Annotated in this window: 17 protein-coding genes and 2 pseudogenes; 5 read left to right on the top strand and 14 right to left on the bottom strand. The window is 68.8% G+C overall.

All coding sequences use genetic code 11. The features are described 5' to 3' along the window. Positions 1-231 precede the first annotated feature (231 nt). The 4 genes from ABZT12_RS37780 to ABZT12_RS37765 all read right to left on the bottom strand — a co-directional run bounded on the left by ABZT12_RS37780 (position 232) and on the right by ABZT12_RS37765 (position 4353). Positions 232-1263, bottom strand: coding sequence for a DUF3533 domain-containing protein (locus ABZT12_RS37780; RefSeq protein ID WP_356393913.1), 1032 nt, complete (start codon positions 1261-1263; stop codon positions 232-234). Further along, positions 1263-1532 (bottom strand): hypothetical protein, encoded by a 270-nt coding sequence (locus ABZT12_RS37775; protein ID WP_356393910.1) that lies wholly within the window; start codon positions 1530-1532, stop codon positions 1263-1265. Before ABZT12_RS37775 ends, ABZT12_RS37780 begins: the two co-directional genes overlap by 1 nt. Before the next feature lie 265 nt (positions 1533-1797). Then, complete coding sequence (locus ABZT12_RS37770) at positions 1798-2622, bottom strand: SDR family oxidoreductase (protein WP_356100565.1); 825 nt, start codon at positions 2620-2622, stop codon at positions 1798-1800. Positions 2623-2925: 303 nt separating this feature from the next. Continuing rightward, the gene (locus tag ABZT12_RS37765) at positions 2926-4353 is read right to left on the bottom strand and encodes a coniferyl aldehyde dehydrogenase (protein ID WP_356100568.1); all 1428 of its coding nucleotides are present in this window, start codon (positions 4351-4353) and stop codon (positions 2926-2928) included. Positions 4354-4482: 129 nt separating this feature from the next. On the opposite strand from ABZT12_RS37765, the gene ABZT12_RS37760 reads away from it, so the two are divergent. Further along, on the top strand, positions 4483-5073 hold the full coding sequence (locus tag ABZT12_RS37760; RefSeq protein ID WP_356100570.1) for a TetR family transcriptional regulator: 591 nt from the start codon (positions 4483-4485) through the stop codon (positions 5071-5073). A 547-nt stretch (positions 5074-5620) separates the two neighbouring features. Next, a complete protein-coding gene (locus ABZT12_RS37755) occupies positions 5621-6394 on the top strand; it encodes a maleylpyruvate isomerase family mycothiol-dependent enzyme (RefSeq protein ID WP_356393906.1) in 774 nt (257 codons plus the stop codon). A 35-nt stretch (positions 6395-6429) separates the two neighbouring features. On the opposite strand, the gene ABZT12_RS37750 is transcribed toward ABZT12_RS37755, so the two are convergent. The 6 genes and pseudogenes from ABZT12_RS37750 to ABZT12_RS37725 all read right to left on the bottom strand — a co-directional run bounded on the left by ABZT12_RS37750 (position 6430) and on the right by ABZT12_RS37725 (position 13779). Further along, positions 6430-6987: a TetR/AcrR family transcriptional regulator gene (locus ABZT12_RS37750; RefSeq protein ID WP_356393903.1), complete on the bottom strand. Its 558-nt coding sequence runs from the start codon at positions 6985-6987 to the stop codon at positions 6430-6432. A 246-nt stretch (positions 6988-7233) separates the two neighbouring features. After that, complete coding sequence (locus ABZT12_RS37745) at positions 7234-8532, bottom strand: SNG1 family protein (RefSeq protein ID WP_356393901.1); 1299 nt, start codon at positions 8530-8532, stop codon at positions 7234-7236. A 346-nt stretch (positions 8533-8878) separates the two neighbouring features. Then, positions 8879-10006: pseudogene (locus tag ABZT12_RS37740) on the bottom strand (XdhC/CoxI family protein); the annotation flags it as partial. Positions 10007-10052: 46 nt separating this feature from the next. Further along, positions 10053-12296: a xanthine dehydrogenase family protein molybdopterin-binding subunit gene (locus ABZT12_RS37735; RefSeq protein ID WP_356393898.1), complete on the bottom strand. Its 2244-nt coding sequence runs from the start codon at positions 12294-12296 to the stop codon at positions 10053-10055. Further along, positions 12293-13288 carry a xanthine dehydrogenase family protein subunit M gene (locus ABZT12_RS37730; RefSeq protein ID WP_356393895.1) on the bottom strand — a complete coding sequence of 332 codons (996 nt, stop codon included), beginning with the start codon at positions 13286-13288 and terminating at the stop codon, positions 12293-12295. The genes ABZT12_RS37735 and ABZT12_RS37730 overlap by 4 nt, the downstream gene beginning before the upstream one ends. Then, a complete protein-coding gene (locus ABZT12_RS37725; protein WP_356393892.1) occupies positions 13285-13779 on the bottom strand; it encodes a 2Fe-2S iron-sulfur cluster-binding protein in 495 nt (164 codons plus the stop codon). Before ABZT12_RS37725 ends, ABZT12_RS37730 begins: the two co-directional genes overlap by 4 nt. 291 nt (positions 13780-14070) lie before the next feature. On the opposite strand from ABZT12_RS37725, the gene ABZT12_RS37720 reads away from it, so the two are divergent. Continuing rightward, entirely contained in the window at positions 14071-14655 is a 585-nt protein-coding gene (locus ABZT12_RS37720; RefSeq protein WP_356393889.1) for a helix-turn-helix domain-containing protein, read from the top strand. Positions 14656-15212: 557 nt separating this feature from the next. Here ABZT12_RS37720 and ABZT12_RS37715 read toward each other — a convergent pair. From ABZT12_RS37715 to ABZT12_RS37700, 4 genes are all read right to left on the bottom strand, one after another. Beyond that, a complete protein-coding gene (locus tag ABZT12_RS37715) occupies positions 15213-16682 on the bottom strand; it encodes a UvrD-helicase domain-containing protein (RefSeq protein ID WP_356393886.1) in 1470 nt (489 codons plus the stop codon). Positions 16683-16706: 24 nt separating this feature from the next. Continuing rightward, entirely contained in the window at positions 16707-17222 is a 516-nt protein-coding gene (locus ABZT12_RS37710) for a hypothetical protein (RefSeq protein ID WP_356393883.1), read from the bottom strand. Between the two features lie 14 nt (positions 17223-17236). Next, a complete protein-coding gene (locus tag ABZT12_RS37705) occupies positions 17237-18055 on the bottom strand; it encodes a DUF6083 domain-containing protein (RefSeq protein ID WP_356393880.1) in 819 nt (272 codons plus the stop codon). 225 nt (positions 18056-18280) lie between these two features. Then, positions 18281-18544 carry a helix-turn-helix transcriptional regulator gene (locus tag ABZT12_RS37700; RefSeq protein ID WP_356393878.1) on the bottom strand — a complete coding sequence of 88 codons (264 nt, stop codon included), beginning with the start codon at positions 18542-18544 and terminating at the stop codon, positions 18281-18283. Between the two features lie 1855 nt (positions 18545-20399). On the opposite strand from ABZT12_RS37700, the pseudogene ABZT12_RS37695 reads away from it, so the two are divergent. Both ABZT12_RS37695 and ABZT12_RS37690 read left to right on the top strand, forming a co-directional pair. Next, a pseudogene (locus ABZT12_RS37695) lies at positions 20400-20774 on the top strand (hypothetical protein); the annotation flags it as partial. Positions 20775-20867: 93 nt separating this feature from the next. Further along, positions 20868-23267, top strand: a complete 2400-nt coding sequence (locus tag ABZT12_RS37690; protein WP_356393875.1) for a Tex family protein — start codon at positions 20868-20870, stop codon at positions 23265-23267. Positions 23268-23370 lie beyond the last annotated feature (103 nt).

Genomic DNA, 23370 nt, shown 5'->3' with positions numbered 1-23370 from the left:
CCACCACTGGGCTGAACCCACCAAGCCACACCCAGCATCCCTGGGTCTTTCGATCCTACGAGTGACCGAAACCAACCCAGCTACAACGTAAGGAAACCCAATCGGTTTTTTCATGGCCGTAGGGGATCCGAGCCCTTGGGGTGTGCACGCCTCCCCGTCCCCACGAAGCGGCGCGCACTGAGGGCCACTCCGCACAATGACCCCGTCTTTGGCGTACGTGAGTACGGTCCGCTACGCCTTGACGGCAGGCTCCTCGGGCTGCGCCTGCGCGGCGGTGGTCCGGTGCAGCCCCTTGCGGTCGTACCAGCTCGTCGTACCGAAGCCGAACAGTGCGGCTGACGCGAGGCCGACGGCCATCATGACCCAGCCCCGGGTCAGGCCCGCGTCGCCCTGGGCGTCGTAGTAGAGGATCGAGCGGACGCCACCGCTGATCTGCCGCAGCGGCTCGAACTCCGCGAGGAAACGGTAGAAGCCGGGCAGCGACTCGATCGGGGTGGTGGCGCCGGCCGTCGGCACCGCCATCGCGATGAAGACCAGCGTGACCACCAGCATGCCGGGCGTACCGAAGACGGCGAGGAGCGTGAGGGCGCCGATCCCGGTGACGGCGATGGCGGCCACCGAGTACAACCACAGCAGCGGCAGGTGGGAGGCGTCCATACCCATGATGCCGATCGCTCCCACCATGACCAGGGTGCCCATCAGCAGGGACAGGGCGGCCATGAGGGTGCTGCTCATGGCGAGACTCTGCACCCGGGTGGCCCGGATCAACGGACGGTGGATGCGCAGCGGGCCCATGTCGTTGTGGGTGTAGCCGAGGGCGTGGTCGACCTGGCCGCTGATCACGTTGGCGGCGAGCATGCCGCAGACCACCAGGACGAGCGCGTAGTAGAACGCCGACAGGCCCAGGCCACTGTGCGAGTCGAGCGGATGCCCGTCCTTGACAGTCACCGCCGCCGGATCGGCCAGCAGGACGCGTGCCGCGGTCGGCAGCTCGGACTGCTGGGCGCCGACCTGCGCGGCCAACTGCTTGCCCACCTGGAGCGAGGCACGCTCGGCCGCCGTGGTCGTCGCCTGCCTGGCCATGCTCGAACCCACGCTGCTGGCGGACTGGTTGGTCAGCACCGACAGCTGAGGGCGAGCCGGATTCCCGGTTGCCGAGGGTCCGGTCAGCGCGGTGACGGAGGAGGTGAAGTCGGCGGGGACGACGAGCGCACCGTACAGCTTGCCCTTGCCGAGTTCCTCCTTCACCTCCTTCTCGCCCATCACCTTCCAGGCGATCTTGCCCCGCCCGCAGTGGACGCCTTGATCGACCCGGTGATCTGCGCCCCGAGATTGAGCTGCTTGCCACCGACAGTGGCCCCCTTGTCGGAGTTGACCAGGCCGACCGGCAGATTCTTGGTATGGCCGGCCGGGTCGACGTTGGGGCCGACATAGAAGATGCCGAACAGGATCGCGAGGACGCCTGTGATGACGCCGCTTGCTACCCAGAGGGGCCTGGCGCGCAGCACGCGGAAGGGGTGGATTCCGTTCATGACTTACTCCGGTCTGGACAGCACATATACACAGGGAGGAGACCGGACGGCGCCATTGCGGGCCGGGAGCCTCTGGGGGTTCAACCCTCGGCTTGCACAACCGCGGGGGAACACGGTGACCGCTCGGCAACTCACGCACTCCCGAGGGGGCGGCGGTGGGCAGTTCACCGCCGCGAGCGATTGGTCGGCGTCGCCTGTGGATGGTCGAGGTCTCGCCGGCGCGGCAGAAGTCGGGGACCTCCGATTGACGGGGGTCTGGAGCAGGTCAGTGGCCGGGCTGGGTTGAGCGCATCTGCCACTGGGTCATTGCGCCGAAGGCCAGGACGTTGGCTCGGCGGGTGGTGAAGCGGGAGGTCAGGGTCATCGCCCAGTTGAAGGTGCCGGAGACGACGCTGGGCGGCGGGTTGCGCCGGTCCAGCGTGCGCAGTGCGGTGGTGACGACCTGGGCCGGCGTCTGCAACCGGACACCGCGGGCCATGTTGTCGGAGCCGGCCGTGTCGAAGAACTCGGTGCGGGTCGGACCCGGGGAGAGGGCGAGCACCCGCAGGCCGGTCCCTCGCGATTCCTGCCACAGCGCCTCGGTGAAGTTCAGCACGAAGGCCTTGGTCGCCCCGTAGACGGCGGCGTTCGGCCACGGCTGGTACCCCAGTGAGCTGGCAGTGTTGACCAGAACACCGGTCAGCTGGCCGATGAACGCCCTGGTGACGTCGACGAGGCTGGCCACGTTCAGGTTGATCTCCTGCTGGATCCGTGCCGCATCCTCCTGGCGGAACGGGCTGTGGGTGCCGAAACCGGCGTTGTTGACGAGGCTGGTGACAGTGATCCCACGCCGCGCCACCTCCTGGGCCAGCGCTTCGCCCGCGGCCGGCACCGTGAGGTCGAACGGCACGACCGTGACGGTGACCTGGTGCTTCGCGGACAGTTCGTCGGCCAGGGCCTCAAGCCGGTCCGCGCGGCGGGCGACCAGCACGAGGTTCGAGCCGCGCTCGGCGAACTGGCGGGCGAACTCCGCGCCGAGCCCGGCACTCGCCCCCGTGATCAATGTGGTCTGGCTGCGGTAGTCGATCTTCTTCATGGCAGTCGGGGACACGGCACCCTCGCGGGCACCACCTCCCCTCCTCCTTTCCATGCTTGCGACGGTCTGTGACCGTCATCGAGTGCTTCATCTGTTGCCGAGGCGGGCTCGGAGCCCGCCTGGGCGATGGTCGTGACGTGTGAGGTGTCCCCGGTGCCGACCTCGGTGCCCTATGGCGGCACCTCGGCCGCGCGGTCGTCCTCGCGGCGGAGGTACGTGGACCGGCACGTTCTGGGCGCGCAACCGCTCGGTGACGAGTCGGCCTGTACCGCCGGCGCCGGAGACGAGAACGAGGTCGCGATCAGCCGGACGGCTCCGTTATCGGAGCAGAAAGTTGAGGAGGGCCTCGGTGCGCTTGTTGAAGGGGGCGCGCAGCATGCGGGTGGCGTTCCAGCGTCCCTGTACGTGGATGCCCTTGGGGTGGCTGAGCGTGCGGAAGCCTTCGATGCCGTGGTACTTGCCCATCCCGCTGGCGCCGACGCCGCCGAAGGGGAGGTCGTCCTGGGCGACGTGCATGATGGTGCCGTTGACGGTGACGTTGCCGGAGGTCGTGCGGTCGAGGACCTTGCGCCGCTCGGGGCCGTTGTCGCCGAAGTAGTAGAGCGCGAGCGGCCGCGGCCTGGCGTTGACGTAGTCGATGGCGTCGTGGATGTCGCGGTACCCGAAGACCGGCAGGATGGGGCCGAATATCTCCTCGTGGGCGATGCGCATGTCGTCCGTGACGCCGAGGACGACGGTCGGCGCGAGGGTGTGGGGGCGGAGGGCCGCGTCGCCGGGCCGGTGTCCGACCTCGATGATCCGCGCCCCGTGGGCGCGGGCGTCGTCGAGCAGGTCGGTGAGGATCCGGTGCTGCTTGCCGTCGATGATCGAGGTGTAGTCGTCGCTGGTCGGGCCGTCGGGGTAGGCGGTCTTCACCAGTCGGTCGTAGGCGGCGACGAAGGCGTCGATCTCGGATTCGTGCACCAGCGCGTAGTCGGGGGCGATGCAGGTCTGGCCACCGCTCAGGAGCTTGCCGAAGACGATGTCGGACACGACCTGGTCCCGGACGTGCCCCTTGGCCACGATGGTCGGTGACTTGCCGCCGAGTTCCAGCGTGACGGGGACGAGGTGGTCGCCGGCCGCCTTCATCACGGCTCGCCCGACCTCGGTGCTGCCGGTGAAGACGAGATGGTCGAACGGCAGGGAGGAGAACGCGGAGCCGTCGCCGCTGACCATCGTGACCTGCTCAGGCGGGAAGAGCTCGCTGAGCAGCGACGCGAGCACCGCGTTCGTCGCCGGGGTCAGCTTCGACGGCTTGAGCATGACGCGGTTGCCGGCCGCGATCGCGGTGACCACGGGCATCAGCGACAGGTTGACCGGATAGTTCCACGGCGAGATCACGCCGACCACGCCCAGCGGCTGGTATTCGATGCGGTTGCCGCCGAAACGCAGCACCAGCTCGATGTGGCGATGCGTCGGGCGCATGAACCGACGAAGGTTGCGATGCAGGTAGTCGATCCCCTGCACGACGCCCACCACTTCCATCAGCGCACTCTCGTGCCGTGAGCGATGACCGAAGTCGGCGTCGATCGCCTCCTCGATCTCGCCGCGCCGGGCGATCAGCGCCTTCTTGAACCTGCTCAGATCGCTGCGCCGCGCCTCCAGGGAGGGCGTCCCGTCGCGGAGGTAGGCGGCGCGCTGGGTCTGCAGGACGTGAAGGAAGCGCTCCGCGTCGGTGGGCTGCGTGGTGACGTCGGTGATGGTCATGACGGTGTTCCTTAACTGTTGACGAGGGCGGCGGGGACGGAGTCGACGTCGCTCATGGCATTCACTCTACGCACGTCTTTGCACTGAGTGCAAGTAGATGCATCACGAGAAACGAAGTACCATCGATGCATGACGCAGAAACCAGCCCCCATCCGGGAACAGACCCGCTCCGTGGTCCGATCACTGCTGGCAAGGACCGCCATCGAGCTGTTCGCCACCAAGGGCTTCGACACCACGACCCTCGACGAGGTCGCCGCCGCCGCAGGTGTCTCCCGGCGGACCCTGTTCAACTACTTCCGCAACAAGGAGGACCTCGCCCTCAGCGGCCTCGACGAACAAGGCGAACTCATCGCCGCGCGCCTCGCCGAACGACCGGTCGACGAGGACGCCTGGACGGCGCTGCGCGCGGCGTTCCAGGTGCTCGAGGAGATCGACATAACAGCCGAGGGGCGCCTGGAGTTCATCACGCTGCTGTTCGGCAACGACTCCCTGCGCGCCGGCCACACCGAGAAACAGGCCCGCTGGCAGGACCTGTTCGCTCCGCACATCGAGCCGCGACTGCCCCACTCCAGCCACCGCACCCTGCAGGCCCGCGCGATCGCGGCCGCGGCGATCGTCTGCATGCAGGCGGCCAACGAGGAATGGGTACGCCTGGGCGGACAGGCCGACATGTTCGACCTCTACGACGCCGCCGTACAGGCCATCCGCCGCCCCACCTGAAACCCACCGCAGCCGGCTCCGCCACCGCGCTCGTCGGCGTGGGAAACAGAGGCCGGGCCGACGGGAAACAGGGACCGGACCGAAGCGCCTTACGCACCCGGCAAGGGCGCCCGATCCGGCCGCCGTGAGCCACCTGGCCATTCGACGCGGTCGGGCTGGAGAAGGTGGCGTCCGAAGCCGTTCGCCAGTCCGAGACGACCTCTATGTGGGCGGCCGGATCGACTTCGGTGCCATCGCCCCGGTGGGACGCGCAGCCACCTGCCGGGCAACGCTTGTTGCTGGTCGGCAGGGGCGGGTGCGGCGGTTCGCCCAATGGCCCGGGCGATTCCCCGGGCCGGTGCACCGGGACCGACTCCCACGCGATCGCATCGGCCAAGGCGCCCTTCTCGCCCAGGGAGCCGTGGAGTTCGTTCCTGACCGAGACGGCCCCTTCGCTGGCCGGACCTGATCATGAACGCCGTACCCACGATAAGTCCTTCAGGTACAGGCGGGAGCAGGACCGGCAGGGCACTGGACAGCAAGTCCGGGCGCAGCCACGATCGCGTTCATGACACCCGAGGATGCCATTGTCGCCACTGCCGACCGGATCGCCGAGCTGCTGGAGGCGGGGGCCGACCCGCACACCCCGCTGCGGGGCGCGGAGTGGACGGTGGGGGAAGCGGCTGCGCACCTCGCGCTGGCGGGGAAGCTGATGGCGGACATCGGCGCGGGCGAGGACCGGCCGTACGGCGATGGGACGCCGAGCGGTCTCGCGGCGGCCAACCGTGCCGCTCTGGGCCTCTTCCCGCAGCGGGATCCGGCAGTCCTCGGCGCGGAAATCTCCGTTACCGCCCGGGCCTTCGTCGCGGCCGCGGCCGATCGTGACCCGCGGCAGGCGGTGCTGACGCCGATGGGGCCGATGGACTTGTCCACCCTGGGCTCGTACCTGCTGACGCACCTGCTCGGGCACGGATACGACATCGCGGTCGCGCTGCGCGGGCCCCACATGGTCGACCGGGACATGGTCGCGCTCACGCTGCCCTTCATGCGACAGGCCATGCCGCGCGCGGTGAACGCCGGCGCGGCCGGCCACCACGCGTGCTATCTGCTGCGGATCGGCCGCGCCCGCTTCGCCGTCACCTTCGCGGACGGTGTGCCCACGGTCGCCGACACCCCGCCCAGGCGCCCCGATTGCACGATAGCCATCGACCCCGTCGCCTTCCTCCTCCTCGCCCTGGGCCGCTGGACCGCCCCCACCGTCATGGCCCGTGCCAAGGTCGTTGTCTGGGGCCGCAAACCGTGGCTGGGCCTGCGCTTCCCGCTGCTCTTCACCGCGCCGTAGACGAGGACCCGGAAGCCCGTGGGGAGGATGAGGCGTCAGCGCACGCCTGACGCGTCCAGCAGGGTGACCACCGTGGGGGCGACGAGTCCCGTCATCGCGTCGGCACCGATCCCCGCGCGGGCGCTGGCTCCGTCGAAGACCATGATCAGCTGCCGGGCCAGCAGGCCAGGGTCGCTCGCGCCACCACGTTCGGCCTCGGCACGGAAGAAGGCCGTCAGGTTCGCCTTGATCCGGTGTGCCACCTGGCTCGCGGGATGGCTCTGGTCCTTCAGTTCGATCTGCACGGCCAGGTACGGGCAGCCCCGGAAGGCGGACGCGCCCGCCTGTGACTCCAACTGCCCGAAGACGTGCAGAATGCGCGAACGAGGGGAGCGTCCGTCGGCCGCCGGGGGCAGAAGAGCGGCCACGAATTCGGCACTGCGCACCTTCAGGCTTGCCGCGAGCAGTTCGTCCTTGCTCTCGAACAGCTGGTACATGGAGCGCTTCGACACTCCCGCCGCCTTGCACAGCGCGTCGACGCCGATATTGACGCCGTCCCGGTAGGTGAGTGTGGCCGCCGCCTCCAGCAGGCGCTCTCTGGAAGTTGACTTCACTTCGGTGGTCCTGTCGTGAGGTTGACTCGCATCGGGCGCACGGGAACCGATCGGTCTTCAGGGGTGTCGGGAACAGGCGGCGCCGTCCGGGGCGCTGAAGTCCGCTCAGGGCTCGGCGACGGTCTCGGGGGAGAAGGACCGTCGCCGAGCCCTGATGGTGTGCACGCCCTCCGTCCCCACGGGGGCGGCACACACGGGGCCACTCCGCACAACGGCCCCGGCCTGGAAGATGCAAAAGGAGTTCCGCTACACCGGGGTGGCGTTCTTCTCGGGCTCCGTCTCGACCGGGATGCGGTGCAACCCCTTGCGGTCGTACCACCCCAGCACGCCGAACCCGAACACTGCGGCCGCCACAAGACCGACGGCCATCATCACCCAGCCCCGGGTCAGACCCGCGTCGCCCTGCGCGCCGTAGTAGAGGATCGCGCGGATGCCGCCGGCGATCTGCCGCAGGGGCTCGAACTCCGCGAGGAAGCGGTAGAAGCCGGGCAGCGCCTGGATCGGCGTGGTGGCGTTGGCCGTCGGCACCGCCATCCCGATGAAGACCAGCGTGGCCACCAGCATGCCGGGTGTGCCGAAGACCGCGAGGAGGGTGAGCGCGCCGATACCGGAGACCGCGACGGCGCAGACCGAGTACAGCCACAGCAGAGGCAAGTGCGAGGCGTCCATGCCCATGATGCCGACCGCCCCGACCATGACCAGGGTGCCCATCAGGAGGGACAGGGCCGCCATGAGGGTGCTGCTGATGGCGAGGGTCTGCACGCGGGTGGCCCGGATCAGCGGGCGGTGCAGGCGCAGCGGGCCCAGGTCGTTGTGGGTGTAGCCGAGAGTGTGGTCCACCTGGCCGCTGATGACGTTGGCGGAGAGCATGCCGACGACCACGAGGGCGAGCGCGTAGTAGAACGCGGTGAGGCCCAGGCCGCTGTGCGAGTCGAGCGGATGACCGTCCTTCACCGTGACGGCGGCAGGATCCGCCAGCAGGACGCGTGCCGCCGCGGGCAGCTTCGCCTGCTGGGCGCCGATCTGTGCGGTCAGTTCCTTGCCGATGTGGAGCGAGGCGCTCTCGGCGGCCTGCGTCGTCGCGACCCGCGCCAGACTGGAGCCCAAGCTGCCGGCGGACTGGTTCGTCAGCACCGTCAGCGCCGGCCGGGCCGGAGTTTCGGCGGTCGTGGTGCTGGTCAGGGCGGTGACAGAGGACGTGAAGTCGGCGGGCACGACGAGCGCACCGTACAGCTTGCCCTTGCCGAGTTCCTCCTTCACCTCCCGCTCGTCCATCACCTTCCAGTCGATCTTGTTCCCTCCCGCGGTGGACTCACTGATCGACTCGGTGATCTGGGCGCCCAGGTTGAGCTGCTTGCCGTGGACCGCAGCTCCCTTGTCGGCGTTGACCAGGCCGACGGGCAGGTTCTTCATGTGGCCGGCCGGGTCGATGTTGGCGCCGACGTACAGCACGGCGAACAGCAGCGCGAGAACGCCCGTGATCACGCCGCTGGCGATCCACAGGGGTTTGGCGCGCAGCACGCGGAAGGGGTGAATTCCATTCATGACTTACTCCGGCCTGGACAACACAGTTACATCGGGAGATGACCGGACGGCACCATCGCCGGACCGGGGGAACCTGCGGACCTCAAAACCCTTCAGCACACGAAGGCAACCGTGGATCACGGTCTCGGCCGCCCCCCATAGGGAAACCGACCGGTTTCACGTTAATACTAAACCGATCATTTTCGTTATTCAAATCGACCACCGCCGTCCCTGGGAAGGCCCCGTCTTGATCACGGGCTGCCGGCATCGAGGTGGCCACGCCGACCCGCACAGGGCTCAGGCTGTTCTGGTGCTCCTGACGGTCGACTCGCGGTCGTGTCACACGGCCACCCGCGCTGCTCACCCCCGGCCGGAGTGCTTCGGTGTCGTGGTGGATTGGCGTGTGTGAGTCGCTCAGGGGCAGCCCTGTTCCGCCGTGGCGGGTGGCGACGATCTCGGCCGCGATGGACAGGGCCGTCTCCTCGGGCGTGCGGGCGCCGAGATCGAGGCCGATGGGTGAGTGCAGGCGGGTCAGTTCGGCTTCGGTGAGGCCCGTTTCGCGGAGTCTGCGGTCGCGGTCTGCGTGGGTGCGACGGGAGCCCATCGCACCGATGTAGGCGGCCGGCAGGCGCAGAACCGCTTCTAGTAGGGGTACGTCGAACTTGGCGTCGTGGGTGAGGACGCAGACAACTGTGCGGTCGTCGGTGCGGGTGCGAAGCAGGTAGCGGTGCGGCCAGTCGACGACGATGTCGTCGGCCTCGGGGAAGCGTGTCCGGGTGGCGAAGACGGGCCGGGCGTCGCACACGGTGACGTGGTAGCCGAGGAACTTGGCCACGCGGACCAGTGCTGCGGCGAAGTCGATCGCGCCGAAGACGAGCATGCGCGGCGGCGGCACGCTCGATTCGACGAGAACGCTCAGGCCGGGCTCGCAGTGGGAGCCGTCCTGTGCGATGTCGAAGGTGGCGGTGCGGCCGGCGTTGAGCAGGGAGCGGGTTTCGTCGGCGACGGCTCGGTCCAGGTCCGGGCGTCCGCGCAGTTCACCCTCGTAGGATCCGTCGTGACGGACCGCCAGCACCCGGCCGAGCAGCTCTGCCGGGCCGCGGACCACGCGGGCGAGCGCCACCGCCTCGCCCCGGGTGGCCGCCGACAGCGCCGTCTGAAACACCTTCCTGTCCGGTCCGTCGGCGGGCACCCGGGTGACCAGGATGTCGAGGACGCCGCCGCAGGTCAGGCCTACGGCGAAAGCGTCCTCGTCGCTGTAGCCGAACCGCTCGCGCACCGTCTGGCCGTCGGCGAGCGCCTGCATGCACAGGTCGTAGACTGCGCCTTCCACACAGCCGCCGGAGACCGACCCGATGGCGGTGCCGTCGGCGTCGACGGCGAGTGCGGCGCCCGGCCCACGCGGTGCGCTGCCGCCCACGGCCACGACGGTGGCCACGGCGAAGTCCCGCCCTTTCTCAAGCCATCGGTTCAGCTCGTCCGCGATGTCCAGCATGGGAGTGGCTTTCTCGTCGTGTCGTGTTGCGCAGACCGGGCCGTCCTCAGAGCAGCTTGTCCAGCGTGATCGGCAGGTCCCGGATCCGCTTGCCGGTCGCGTGAAAAACGGCGTTCGCGATCGCGGCCGCCACGCCGGTCGTGCCGACCTCGCCCAGCCCGATGATGCCCAGGGGCATCGTCTTGTCCGGTTCGTCGAGCCAGGCGACGTCGATCGGAGGGATGTCGGCGTGCACCGGCACGTAGTAGGAGTCGAGTCCGGCGCTCATGGTGCGCCCGTTGCGGGGATCGACCAGACTCTGCTCCGACAGCGCCGTGCCGATACCCATGACCACAGCCCCGCGGAGCTGGCTGGCCGTGGTCTTGGGGTTGATGATGCGGCCGACGTCGAACATGCCGAGCCAGCGCGAGATCCGCAGTTCGCCGGTGTCGGCGTTCACCCGTACCTCGCAGAACTGTGCGCCGCGGGCGGCCTTGGACCAGCGCTGGTCCTTCAGGAAGTTGGTCAGGAACCGGCCCTGACTGCCCAGCAGACCCCGCCGGGTGTCCGACCCGACCGAGGCCTCGAGGAACGGTCGCCCCGCCGCGCGCAGGGCGGCCGCCGGTTCCTGGCCGGTCGTGCCCGTTCGCCGGGCCAGAGCATTCACCTTCCGGGTCAGCTCGGCGCATGCGGCGAGGACGCTGGTGGCGACCGTCGCCGTCTGGTTGGAGTTGCCGGCCATCGGGCCGGTCGGCAGGACCGTATCGCCGTACTCGACGCGGACCTTCTCGTACGCGATGCCGAGCGCGTCCGCGGCGATCTGTGCCTGTACGGTCGCGGCGCCCATGCCCATCTCGTGGAAACCGCACTGCACGAGCGCGCTGCCGTCGTCGCTCAGACGCACCTTGACGTCGGCGACCAGACGCAGAGTCGGGTGGTAGGCGCTGGCCGTGCCCATCCCGACGAGCCACTCGCCGTCACGCATGGAGCGGGGTTCGGGGTCGCGGTCCGCCCAGCCGAAGCGTTCGGCGCCTCTCTCGAATGCTTCACGCTGATTCCGCTGGGAGAACTTCTTGCCGCCCGTCGGGTCCTTTGTGGGCTCGTTGCGCAGCCGTAGGGCGATCGGGTCCATGGACAGCTCGTAGGAGAGTTCGTCCATCGCCGATTCCAGCACGAAGCTGCCGATCGCCTCGCCAGGGGCGCGCAGCCAGGTGTTGGGCATCAGATCCATCGCGACGAGGTTCTGCCGGGTCAGCATGTTCTGGGCGCCGTAGAGGTGCCGGGCCGGTGAGCTGGTCGCCTCCAGCAGGCCGCCGGCCGAGCCGGTGCGGGTGACGCTGTCCTGGATCAGCGAGGTGAGCCGGCCGTCGCGGGTCGCACCGAGCGCGATCCGGTTGGTCGAGGCGGTACGCCCGCCGGTGGCGCGGTTGACGGCCGTGCGGCTCAAGGCCAGGCGCACGGGCCGCCCGACGGCCTTGGCCGCCATCGCCGCGATGACCGTGCCGGGCCAGACGGCGAACTTACCCCCGAAGCCGCCCCCCAGGAACTCGGCACGGACGCGGACGTGGGACACCGGCACACCGAACCGCCAGGCCAGGTAGCGACGGCTCTGGTCCGTGGCCTGGGTGGTGTCGTGCACGGTGAGGTGGTCACCGTCCCAGACGGCGACCGTCGCGTGCGGCTCGATCGCGTTGTGCTGCAGGCCGGGCGTGGTGTAGCGCAGGTCGACCGAGACGTCCGCGGCGGCCAGTGCCGCCTCGGCGTCGCCCTTCTTCGTGTGGCCGGCGAAGGTGAGGTCGCCCTTCGCCGGGGTGGCGTTCTTCTGCTCGACGGCGAAGTCCACCCGGGCGGGCAGCGGGTCGTACGTCGCTTCGACGAGCGGAGCGGCTTCGTTCGCCGCAGCCGAGGTATTGGCGACCACGACGGCGATCGGCTGGCCGTCCCAGTGGACCTGATCGGTGTTGAGGTAGTCGAGGCTGGTGCCCGACACACTCGGTCCCAGGTCCCGCACGATGTTGTGGTTGCGTACCGAGCGGATCCTCGGCGCGTTGAGGTGGGTGAGGATTGCAACGACGCCGGGCACCGCGGCCGCCGCGGTCGTGTCGATGCCGGTGATCGTGCCCCGGGCGACGGTGGCATGCACGAGCGTTGCGTACGTGAGGTTGGGGTAGTGGTGCTCGGCGGTGAACCGGACGGCCCCGGTCACCTTCGCGTGGCCGTCCCGCCGGTCCACCGGCCGTCCGACCGCTCCCCCGACGGGCACAGAAGCGCCTGTGCCGGGCTCGGAGCCTGTCCAGGTGTGTGTGGTCACGATGCGCTCCGCTCGGCGTTGAGTTTCCGCAGCACGGCCACGACCGTCCGCTGGGCCAGGTCGATCTTGAAGGCGTTGTCGGGCAGCGGCAGGGCAGGGGCGAGTTCGGCTGCCGCGGCCCTGGCGAAGTTCTCGTCGGTGGCTTCGGCGCCGAGCAACAGCTCTTCTGCGATGCGCGCCCGCCACGGCTTGGTCGCGACGCCGCCGAGTGCGAGCCGGACCCCGGTCACCAGCCCGTCTTCGACGGACAGTGCGGCGGCGACGGAGACGAGAGCGAAGGCGTAGGACGCGCGGTCGCGGACCTTGCGGTAGAGCGAGTGTGCCGCGACCGGTATCTGGGGCAGCTCGATGGCCGTGATCAGCTCGTCGGCGGCCAGCACCGTCTCGATGTGCGGTGTGTCGCCGGGCAGCCGGTGGAAGTCAGCGACGGGGATGCGTCGTACTCCGCGTACGCTCTCCACCTCGACGACGGCGTCGAGCATCACCAGCGCCACCGCCATGTCCGAGGGATGGGTGGCGATGCAGTGCTCGCTGGTCCCCAGCACGGCGCTGCCGCGGGAGAACCCGCCGATCGCGTCACAACCACTGCCCGGCACACGCTTGTTGCACGCGGAGGCCTCGTCGTAGAAGTACATACAGCGGGTCCGCTGCAGAAGGTTGCCTCCCACGGTCGCCATGTTCCGCAGCTGGGCGGAGGCCCCCAGCAGGATCGCCTTGGCCAGCACCGGATAGCAGGTCCTGATCAGGGGGTCCGCGGCGAGCCGGCTGTTGGTCACCAGGGCGCCGACGCGGAGGGTGCCGTCGGGTAGTTCCTCGATCCCGGTCAGCGGCAGGCGGGTGATGTCCACGACCGTCGCCGGGTGCTCGATGCCCTCCCGCATGAGGTCAACAAGGTTCGTCCCGCCCGCGAGGAACTTGACGTCATCAGAGTCGGCGATAGTGCGTAGCGCCGTGGCCGTGTCCGGGGCGCTGAGGTAGGAGAACGACTTCACTTCGCGACCTCCTTGATCGCCGAGACGATGCCGTTGTAAGCGCCGCAGCGGCACAGGTTGCCGCTCATCCGCTCCCGGATCTCCGCCTCGTCCAACTCCCCGTCGGTGTCGGTGAGTTGCTCGGTCGCCGCACTGGGCGCGCCTTCCTTGTGCTCGGCGAGCATCCCGATCGCCGAGCAGATCTGGCCCGGCGTGCAGTAGCCGCACTGAAAACCGTCCGTGCGGATGAACGCCGCCTGCAGAGGGTGGTCGACCCCTTCGATAGTCGTGATCTCACGGCCCTGGTACTGCACCGCCAGCGCGAGGCACGCGTTGATCCGCCGGCCGTCCACGAGCACCGTGCAGGCACCGCACGCGCCCTGGTCGCAGCCCTTCTTGGTACCGGTCAACCCCAGGCACTCACGCAGCGCGTCGAGCAGACTCACCTGCGGCGCGACGTCCAGCTTCTGGGCGGATCCGTTGATCCGCAGCTCGATCTCCACCGTGGTCATTCCTCCGGTTCACCCGAGGGCTCGGTCTCTTGAGGGGGGCCATCAGGCACATAGGCCAGGACCAGAGGGACTCCGCTCCGCGGACTTCGGAAACCGTCGACCGGGGAGCCGAATCATGAGAGGAGGTCCATGATCTAAAACAGGAACGTAGCAGTTAGACCAATTACTCGCATCACCCTTGTCGCAACTTTACATTCCCATGCAACAGTATTGATGCAAATCAATACAAATCCGCAGGTCAGGCGTATGGTCGTCGGTGCATCACGAATCAACACCGGGAGTGGATAGGTCATGGGCCGACCCCTGCGGGCCGATGCCGCGCGCACTGTGCGCGCGATCCTGGAGGCGGCCGAGCAGGTCCTGGCAGAAGACCCCAGCGCCTCCATGGAGCAGATCGCCGAGCAGGCGGGCGTAGCCAGAACGACCGTGCACCGGCGGTTCGCCAACCGCCAGGCCCTCATCGAAGCCCTCGCCGCCTCGGCGAAGCGGCAGCTCTTGGAGGCCGTAGAGGACGCCCACATGGACACCGCCCCACCGCTCGTGGCACTGCACCGCGGCACGGCGAACGTACTGCGGACCAAGAGTGTCTGGCGGTTCACCCTCGGCCACCCCCTCGCCGACACCCCGCTCACCGAGGTGATCTGGTCCGAGATCAACGCCGGCGTCCTGGAGTTCTTCGCCCGCGCCCAGCGCGAAGGGCTCCTCGCCCCGGACGCGGACCTCCTGTGGGCGCGGCGGGCCTACTACGCCCTCGTCGACGAGGCCCAGCACGGAGGCGGCGCGGATCGCGACCCGGAGCAGGTCCGGCAGAACGCGGACGCCCTGGCAACACTCGTCGTCGACACGTTTCTGCGTGGGATGGGTCCCCGCGACTGAGCCGCCCGGCCAGCAGCTCCCGTCCCGTCTTGCCCTCCGCCAGCGCTCATCGGCAGCGGGACGGCCGCGGGCACGGCGGCAGCGAGGAATTCGTCGTCGCGCCCGCCGTCGTCGCCCTGGCCCACTCGCACGATCAAGGGCGGGTGCGGCACATCTGCGATCGGACCCCGGGGGCGGAGTGCCTGGTGTTGATCGGTTCCGCTGCGGTCGAGGACCGCCTCGACAAGCCGCACTGCCGGGCGGCCATTCACCCGCCGCACCCCAACCGAGCGGCGTCAGCAAGGAGACAGCTCGTACATGTTCTTCAGACTGCTTCGGAGTCCGAGATGTCTGCCGCTGAGCGGCACGGGACCGCGCTTGCCACCCGGAATGCCCGAATATGCAGCGTGGACGGCAGACAGAAACGACGATACCCGCGGCTCGGATTCGCCCCGAATTCGAGCCCGACGGTTTGTTCATTGAGTAAAATGGCCTCTGGCCTGCGGAAATAGAGCACGGCAGACGAGTAGGGCTATACGCCGGGTTCTGCACACGAGAGGAGGCCCGCTCGTTGGCTGTCACCTGCCGGTGAGGGCAGCTGTATGGTCCTCGATCCACGAAAGTCCCCCGAGGTCCAGTTGTCGCCGGGCGCGAGTGACCGCGACGTATGCGAGGCGTGCGTCGGTATCGCTGACAGGTTCCGGGATGGGGCGGCCGCTGGCGTCCTGTTGGTCGCTGTCCGGCGGCGGGGGAAAGTCGTCGGCGATTCTGACTTTGGGCCATTCCCGGCCCTTTGCTTTGTGGGCGGTGGAGATGGTGATATCTGCGTTGGTTTCGTCGGTCAGTGCGTCAACGGCGGCGATGATGGCTTCGGGGCCGTGGTCGTCGATGAGTTCAACAAATGGCTGGAGGTCTCGGCCAGCGGGGTCGTGTTCCGCGTAGTCCTGCAGCTCGCCCCAGGAGGTGAAGAGAACAAGCTCGGGATGGGAGGTACGACGGCCCTCTTTGAGGTCCCGAGCCGCGAGGGCCAGCGTCATGAGGGCCTTTCCACCTCTGGTCAGCGCCACACGACGGCCAGTTTCCAACTGCCGCATGACTTCGGTCATGGCCCCGATATTGGTGCGGCACAGCACCGCGTCCGGACAGGTGACCTGGCCGACCTGCGTGGGAATGGTGTCGGTGCCGGTCAGCCGGATCGGCGCGTCGGTGAAGGCAAGCCACCGGTTGGCCTCTTCAGCCAGGAGAGGGCCGAAGCGGAAGGAGCGGGTCAAGGTGAGGTGGGTGGCGTCGAAGCCTGTCATCACATCCCGCGCGCCTCGCCACCCGTAGATGGCCTGAGCGGAGTCGCCGACCATCACCAGTTGCGCGTGGCCTCGTTGAGCGGCGAAGACCTGCTCGAGGACCGGGTTGGTGTCCTGGGCTTCGTCGAGGAAAAGGAAGTCGGCGTCGATCTTCGGTTCGGTCAGGGCCCACATCTTCAGGTAGTGGTCGTGCTCGAAGCGCACGTCGCCTCGCTCGGCATTCTGCAGATCGGTCCACGCCTTTTCAGCGAACGGCATGACTGCGTCGGCGAGCTGGGCCCGCTCGGCCGGTGTTCCGAGCCGCCGCAGGGCTGGTACGTGGTGGGTTGCCAGAGCATTGTCGGCGGAGTGGCAGAAGCGGGTGACCGTGCGCAGCACGGAATGAGACAGGGTTCTGTGGTTGATCTCGTGATCACCGATGCGGATGGACGATCTGACGCCCAGGGCCTCCCCGATGCGCCATGCGGGCTGGCGAGGGCTGCTGAGGCGACCGGCGAAGCGGTGGCCGACGGCTGCGTAGGCCGTGGCGTGCGCGGTCTTGCACAGTACGGAGCGTGGGAATCGAGCGGCGGCATCGACCGCGATGTCCTTGTTGAACGCGACGTAGCGGCCACGTCGTTTGGTACTCGCGGCCAGGAGGCACAGCGTGCTGGTCTTGCCGGTGCCGGCACCGGCTTGCAGCACCACATGGTGACCCGCGCGGAAGGTGTCGATGGCGTTGGTCTGTTCGTCGGTGGGAGTGTGCAATGAGGGCTCCGCAGTGGGGAGGGGTCAAGGGGTCGTGTGGGAACTGCTGCTCGGTCGGGAACCATCGGCATCGCACTGGGTAGGCGACGCGAAGTGCTGGCGGTCGAGGAGGATGCGGGCCGCGCAGGTAAGCACGTCTTCGGGGGCGTGATGGACGAGGAGGCGCCGGAGCTGCACGGCCAATTGCTGGGCACGGTCCCGCTTGTCGCGCTCGATGGCTGCGCTGACGGTCTGAGCGACGAACTCTGCGGGCTTCTGACCGTGAACCGCCGCGGCCCGCTTGATCACCGAGCATGTGGCCCGAGTGAGGACAAGGTTGATCAGGACCTTGCCCGACGCATCGGGGTAGTGGGTGGTCAGCACGTCGATGGGCAGGAGTCGATCGAGTTCATGGCGGAGTGACCGCAAGGCACGCCCCGGCGACTTTGCCGGACGTACGGTCATCAGCCGGGTGCGGTCGGCGTTCGCCGCGAGGGGCACGGCGCGACAAGCGTGGTGAAGTTCTCTGCGTGTGGCCGACCGGGTCAGGACGATCTCCACGGCGTGCTCTCGTCTCACGGCCGCGCCGCCTTTCGCGCATCGCCGCCGGGGCGCGGCCGACGAGGGTGAGTCGGGAGCCGAGGGTGCGTGTGTTCGTGGTGGATGAGGGGGTCGAAGGGATCCCAGTCCGTCAGCGCCAGGTCCGCCGCGGTCGGGGCAGCCGCGTGCCGAGTGCAGCGCTGTGTGCGCCAGCGCAGTTGCTCGGTGTAGGGCAGGGAAAACAGATCGTAGAGAGCCATCACCTCAGCAGGCAGTGCCAGTTGACCTTGAGCAGTCGTTGCGGGAACCAGCTTCCAGACACCGGCCGGGCCATCCGGAGCCAGCACCGTGCGGGTGCATCTGTCACGCTGCCGCGCCTGGGCCACACATTGGATCTCGTCCACAGGTCGAGCGGCCAGGTAGCGCACGTACAGGAGTTGGACGACAGGTCTGGCGGGTCGGCAGGAACCCTCCGACTGCCGCGCAGAATGGTCTTGCGGTGCGGCCGGTGTGAAGACGCCGGCGTCGGTCAGGCGGCGCGAGTTCACGGCCAGCGCCCGGCGCAGCCTTGTCAGGGTGGGGACGAGGAGGGTGCCGGCCTCACCGTTCGGGCAGACGAGAGCATGAGCCAGTCGGCACCAGGCGCTGCCGTCCCCGGCCGGATGGGCAAGGCCGGAGCTGACGTGCCAGCGGAATTCGGCGGGCACCTCCGCTGCCGACAGTTCATGGGGATGCAGGCGGACAGGGCGGTCGCGGACTCGGTGGTACCACTCCACGTCATTGCCGCAGTCGCGGCAACGACCGCGCTGAGCGCAGCGCAGTAGCCGGGTCGGGCTGTCGGAATCGATACGCAACGAGCGTCGCCGGTAGGCAAGGGCAGGGCTGGAGTCTCTGTGCCGGCCTGCGGATGAAGGGTGCATGGGCGGGAAGATGCCAGGCCGCACGCCGTACAAGCAGTGTCAGGGTCGTGGACATCCACCGAACGGCCCAATCCGGGGCGACACGCATTCGAGTAAACGCTCAAGCGTGCGCACCGGCCTGCCGGATCGGGTGAATGCGTCCCTGGCTCGCACGCACGGTCAGCCGCTCGCCGACCGAGGGGGTTCGTGCCCGCCGCAAAGAGCGCCAAAGAGTTCATCGAGGGGCGTGCCCAGGGCATGAGCGAGGGCGTGCCACGACTTCAGGGTGCCGATCGTGCGACCTTGCTCGATCTCGATGAGCGTCCTTCTGGCCAGGCCGCTTCGGTCTGCGAGCTCGTCATAGGTCCATCCCCGCACCGCACGCAGCCGGGCCAGTTCCAGACGCAGAGCCTCGAAGTCCGGATCGGGCGGGAAGATCGTCACCCGACCATCCGACGGTGCAGACACCCGCCCTGTCAGTGCAGACCTCTGCCCTAAATCCCATCCGTCACCACTTCAGCAAAGGGCAGGGGTCTGCACTACCGTGTGCCGCCGATCGCAGCCCGACGGGGGCCGGCGCGGAAACGACAGGAGGAAGGCGCCTGCCATGAGCCCCCGCTTCGCCCACCCCGAAGTACGGCGCACTTGGACAGTGGAACTGCGCCCGCAGCCTGGCGGGCCGGTCCTCGTGTGCCAGCACTGCGCCCACAGCGGCCGAATGCTCAATGGCCTGTCAGCTCGAGCCGAGCTCCTGGCCCATCTGGCTCTGCACGCGCGCCGAGCCCCACTGCCCACGCATCTGCGGACATGTCAGTGCCACGAGCGGGGCTGCTGCTGGCACCGCCGCCATCGGGGATGCCAGGGCCCCATCGGACTCCTGCTCGCGCGCGAGCGCGGCGGTCGGATCTGGCGGCTCAGTGATACATGCAGAGCATGCGCGGCTGCCACCGATGAGGCCGCAGTGATCCCCGAAACGAACCTGACCGTCGAGGTTTCGGCGTCGGCGCGGAAGACGGCCAACCGCAGGCGACGCCGCCCCAAAGGACCCGAAAGCCAAACGCGGGTACGAGAGATGCTCAGCTATCTTGCATCCGCGCTCCCTCCCGAAACTGGAGCAGCCGCGCGGCTCATCGCGCTTCAGTGCGCTCTACGCATGAGCGGTGCCGGCCAAGTTCGCCTTCCCCTGGGTCTGCTCCGGAGCCTTCGCTTGGGGGATGCCACGGACCCCTTCCATGAGCTCGCTCAAGCGGGATGGCTGCACACTGTCCCAACGGTGCCCCATGTGGTGGAAGTCCAACTTCTCGACCCTGGCCTGTTGACGCACCACCCGGCGCGCCCTGACCGACTCCGCGCTGCCGACTGGGCATTGCGCCGTGCCTGCTGCATCCGTACGGACTCGGCCCCTCTCCCTCGGCTCGTCGCTCTCTGCCTCGCCGCCCGCTGTGCCCTGGGCGACATCCAAGGGGTGGCCGAACCAGAGCAGGTGGCACGCGAATGCGGGATTTCCCCTTCCTCGCTTCCGGGCGCACTGGATCAATTAATTGAGCAGGATATCCTGAGGTCCTGGAGCGCAGGCCAGCCGTTTGACGATCTCTGTTGGATGCTGATGCAACCACTGTGATACCCAAGATCGACTGGGCGAAGGAATAGCGGCGAAGGACCAGCCTGACCTGCTGCAGAAGCATCCGGCCTGCCGCTGCGAGCCTCAGCGGCCCCACGGTTTCTATTATGGGAATGCCGTTGCTCTTCTCGATGATTGCGAAGTTCCGCTTCAGCTCCGACGGCCGCACGTTGGCCATTTCGGCGGCAGTTTTCAGCGCATAGTGGCCAAGTAGCACAGGCTGATCTTCTTCAGCCGTCCTACGGACTTCTATACGGAGAACGCCCGATAGACGACGGGTGGGATGACGAGTCCCTGTGCGTGGCGGTTGTTTGCGGATATCGATTCCGGCGGCGCTCAAGGCTTGCTTTAGAACAGTTCTTCAGTCGCCCCTGCCGCTCGTGGCGCAGCCGCTGCCATATCCACACCGACTCGAGTGTGGCGGACAGCGGACGACGGAGTTCATCTGATTCGGCGAGGAAGTGGAAGTTCGCAACTCGGCGAAACGCGAACCAGTCGAAACCGGCACCAGCCGGGTGGCGCAATGCCGCATGGCCGAAGGTCACGAACGGGCTACGGTTCTTGGCGTGCTCTGAGACAGCAACCTGCGAGGTCCGATGTACATCATCGTCGTTCCTCACCTGGAAGTTCGTGAGACAGGAGAGGGCCTGAGACATGCGAGCTGTTCATAACCCGGCCCGCGGCGACGGACACCTGGCCGTGCTGCTGGGCGCCGGGCTCGACGGCCTCGAAGCGGTCGTCACCCACACCGCGACCGGCAAGGGCATGACCCCCAAGTGGGTTCTGGACACGCGCGGTTGGAGCCAGGCGGACTGGGAGGCCGCGTCCGCCCGGCTGCGCGGACGCGGTCTGCTCACGGAGAACGGCGAGCCGACCGAGCGCGGGGCGGCGCTGCGCGCGGAGATCGAGAACGAGACGGACCGCCTCGACCGGGCACCGTACGAACTGCTGGGCACCGAGGGCGTCGCCCGCCTGACGGAACTGGCCACCGGCTTCGCGCGGCGCGCGGTCGCCGCCGGGGCGTTCCCGGCGGACCTGTTCGGGAGGAGTTAGCCGCCGGGCCGGGCGCGGTTCGCCCTGATTCCCGGTTGTCGGTGCCACCTGCCACAATTGCCGCGCAACCTCAGCGGAGAAGGCGGTACGGGCGTGACCACACCCGAGGCACTGGCAGCAGGGTCCATCGAAGGCAGGATCGCCGAGGAACTCGGCGTACGGGAGCGGCAGGTGAGGGCCGCCGTGCAGCTGCTCGACGGCGGCTCGACGGTGCCCTTCATCGCCCGCTACCGCAAGGAAGCGACCGAGATGCTCGACGACGCCCAGCTGCGCACACTCGAGGAGCGGCTGCGGTATCTGCGCGAGCTGGAGGAGCGGCGGACGGCGATCCTCGACTCGGTGCGCGAGCAGGGCAGACTCACCGGGGAGCTGGAGGCGCGGATCCGGGGCGCCGAGACGAAGGCGCGGCTTGAGGACATCTACCTGCCGTTCAAGCCCAAGCGGCGCACGAAGGCACAGATCGCGCGCGAGGCCGGTCTCGAACCGCTCGCGGACGGCCTGCTCGGCGACCCGACGGTCGACCCGCTCGCCGTGGCGGCGGGGTTCGTCGACGCCGGCAAGGGGGTCGCCGACGCGCAGGCGGCGCTGGACGGGGCGCGGGCGATCCTCACCGAGCGGTTCGCGGAGGACGCCGACCTGATCGGCGAGTTGCGCGAGCGCATGTGGGTGCGCGGCCGGCTCGCCGCGAAGGTGCGGGAGGGCAAGGAGGAGGCGGGCGCCAAGTTCGCCGACTACTTCGACTTCGCGGAGCCGTTCACCGCGCTGCCCTCGCACCGCGTCCTGGCGATGCTGCGCGGCGAGAAGGAGGAGGTCCTCGACCTCGTCCTGGAGCCCGAGGAGGCCACCGAGGGCCCGTCGTCCTACGAGGGGACGGTCGCCCACCACTTCCGGATCGCCGACCGGGGCCGACCCGCCGACAAGTGGCTGCTGGACACGGTCCGTTGGGCCTGGCGCACCCGCATCCTCGTCCACCTCGGCCTCGACCTGCGGCTCCGGCTGCGCACCGCCGCCGAGGACGACGCGGTCGGTGTGTTCGCGACCAACCTGCGCGACCTGCTGCTGGCCGCCCCGGCGGGCACGCGAGCGACGCTCGGACTCGACCCCGGCTTCCGTACCGGCGTGAAGGTGGCCGTGGTCGACGCGACCGGCAAGGTGGTGGCCACGGACGTCATCCATCCGCACGTGCCGGCCAACAGGTGGGACGAGGCCCTCGCCAAGCTGGCGGTGCTGGCCGCCCGGCACGCGGTCGAGCTGATCGCGATCGGCAACGGCACCGCCTCCCGCGAGACCGACAAGCTCGCCGGTGAACTCATCGCCGCGCACCCGGAGTTGAAGCTCACCAAGGTGATGGTGTCGGAGGCCGGCGCGTCGGTGTACTCGGCGTCCGCGTTCGCCTCCCAGGAACTGCCCGACATGGACGTGTCGTTGCGCGGCGCGGTCTCCATCGCGCGCCGGCTCCAGGACCCCCTCGCCGAGCTGGTGAAGATCGACCCCAAGTCGATCGGGGTCGGCCAGTACCAGCACGACCTGTCCGAGGTGAAGCTGTCGCGTTCGCTGGACGCGGTGGTCGAGGACTGTGTGAACGGCGTCGGCGTGGACGTCAACACCGCCTCCGCGCCGCTCCTTTCGCGGGTCTCCGGCATCTCCTCGGGGCTCGCCGAGAACATCGTGGCGCACCGCGACAGCAACGGCCCGTTCACCTCCCGCGCCCAGCTCAAGGGCGTGGCGCGGCTCGGTCCGAAGGCGTACGAGCAGTGTGCGGGCTTCCTGCGGATCCGCGACGGCAGCGACCCGCTGGACTCCTCCAGCGTGCACCCCGAGGCGTACCCGGTGGTGCGGCGGATGGTGAAGACGGCGGGCAGCGAGGTGGCGTCGCTGATCGGCAACACGTCGGTGCTGCGGTCGTTGCGGCCGGACGACTTCGTGGACGAGAAGTTCGGTCTGCCGACCGTGACGGACATTCTCCGGGAACTGGAGAAGCCGGGGCGCGACCCGCGGCCCGCGTTCCGGACGGCGACCTTCAAGGACGGCGTCGAGAAGATCTCCGACCTGGAGTCCGGGATGGTGCTGGAGGGTGTGGTCACCAATGTCGCCGCGTTCGGCGCGTTCATCGACATCGGTGTCCACCAGGACGGTCTGGCCCACGTCTCCGCGCTCTCCAGGACGTTCGTCAAGGATCCGCGTTCCGTGGTGAAGTCCGGTGACATCGTCAAGGTGAAGGTGCTCGAAGTCGACATCCCGCGCAAGCGGATCTCGCTCACCCTGCGCCTGGACGACGAGGCGGCACCGGCCCAGCCCCGTCGGCCGGCCGGCGGCGACCGTCCGCAGCGCGGCGGCGGGCGTCCCCCGCAGCAACAGCAGCAGCCACGTCAGGGCCGGGGCGGCGGCGGGGGCGGGGGCGCCACCCGGCAGGCCTCCCCGCCCGCCAACAGCGCGATGGCGGACGCGCTGCGCAAGGCGGGTCTGTTCGACCAGAAGAAGAAGAGCCGCTGACCCACCCGTGGCCCGGGCCCCGAGCGGGGTCCGGGAGGGCGCCGGATGCCGCGGGCGGGCGGAAGTCCCTACGGTTCACAGGAGTCGTAGCGGCTCGTACGGG

Source organism: Streptomyces sp. NPDC005423 (assembly GCF_040606415.1).
Classification (GTDB): domain Bacteria; phylum Actinomycetota; class Actinomycetes; order Streptomycetales; family Streptomycetaceae; genus Streptomyces.
This window is presented reverse-complemented; position numbering and strand designations above follow the sequence as displayed.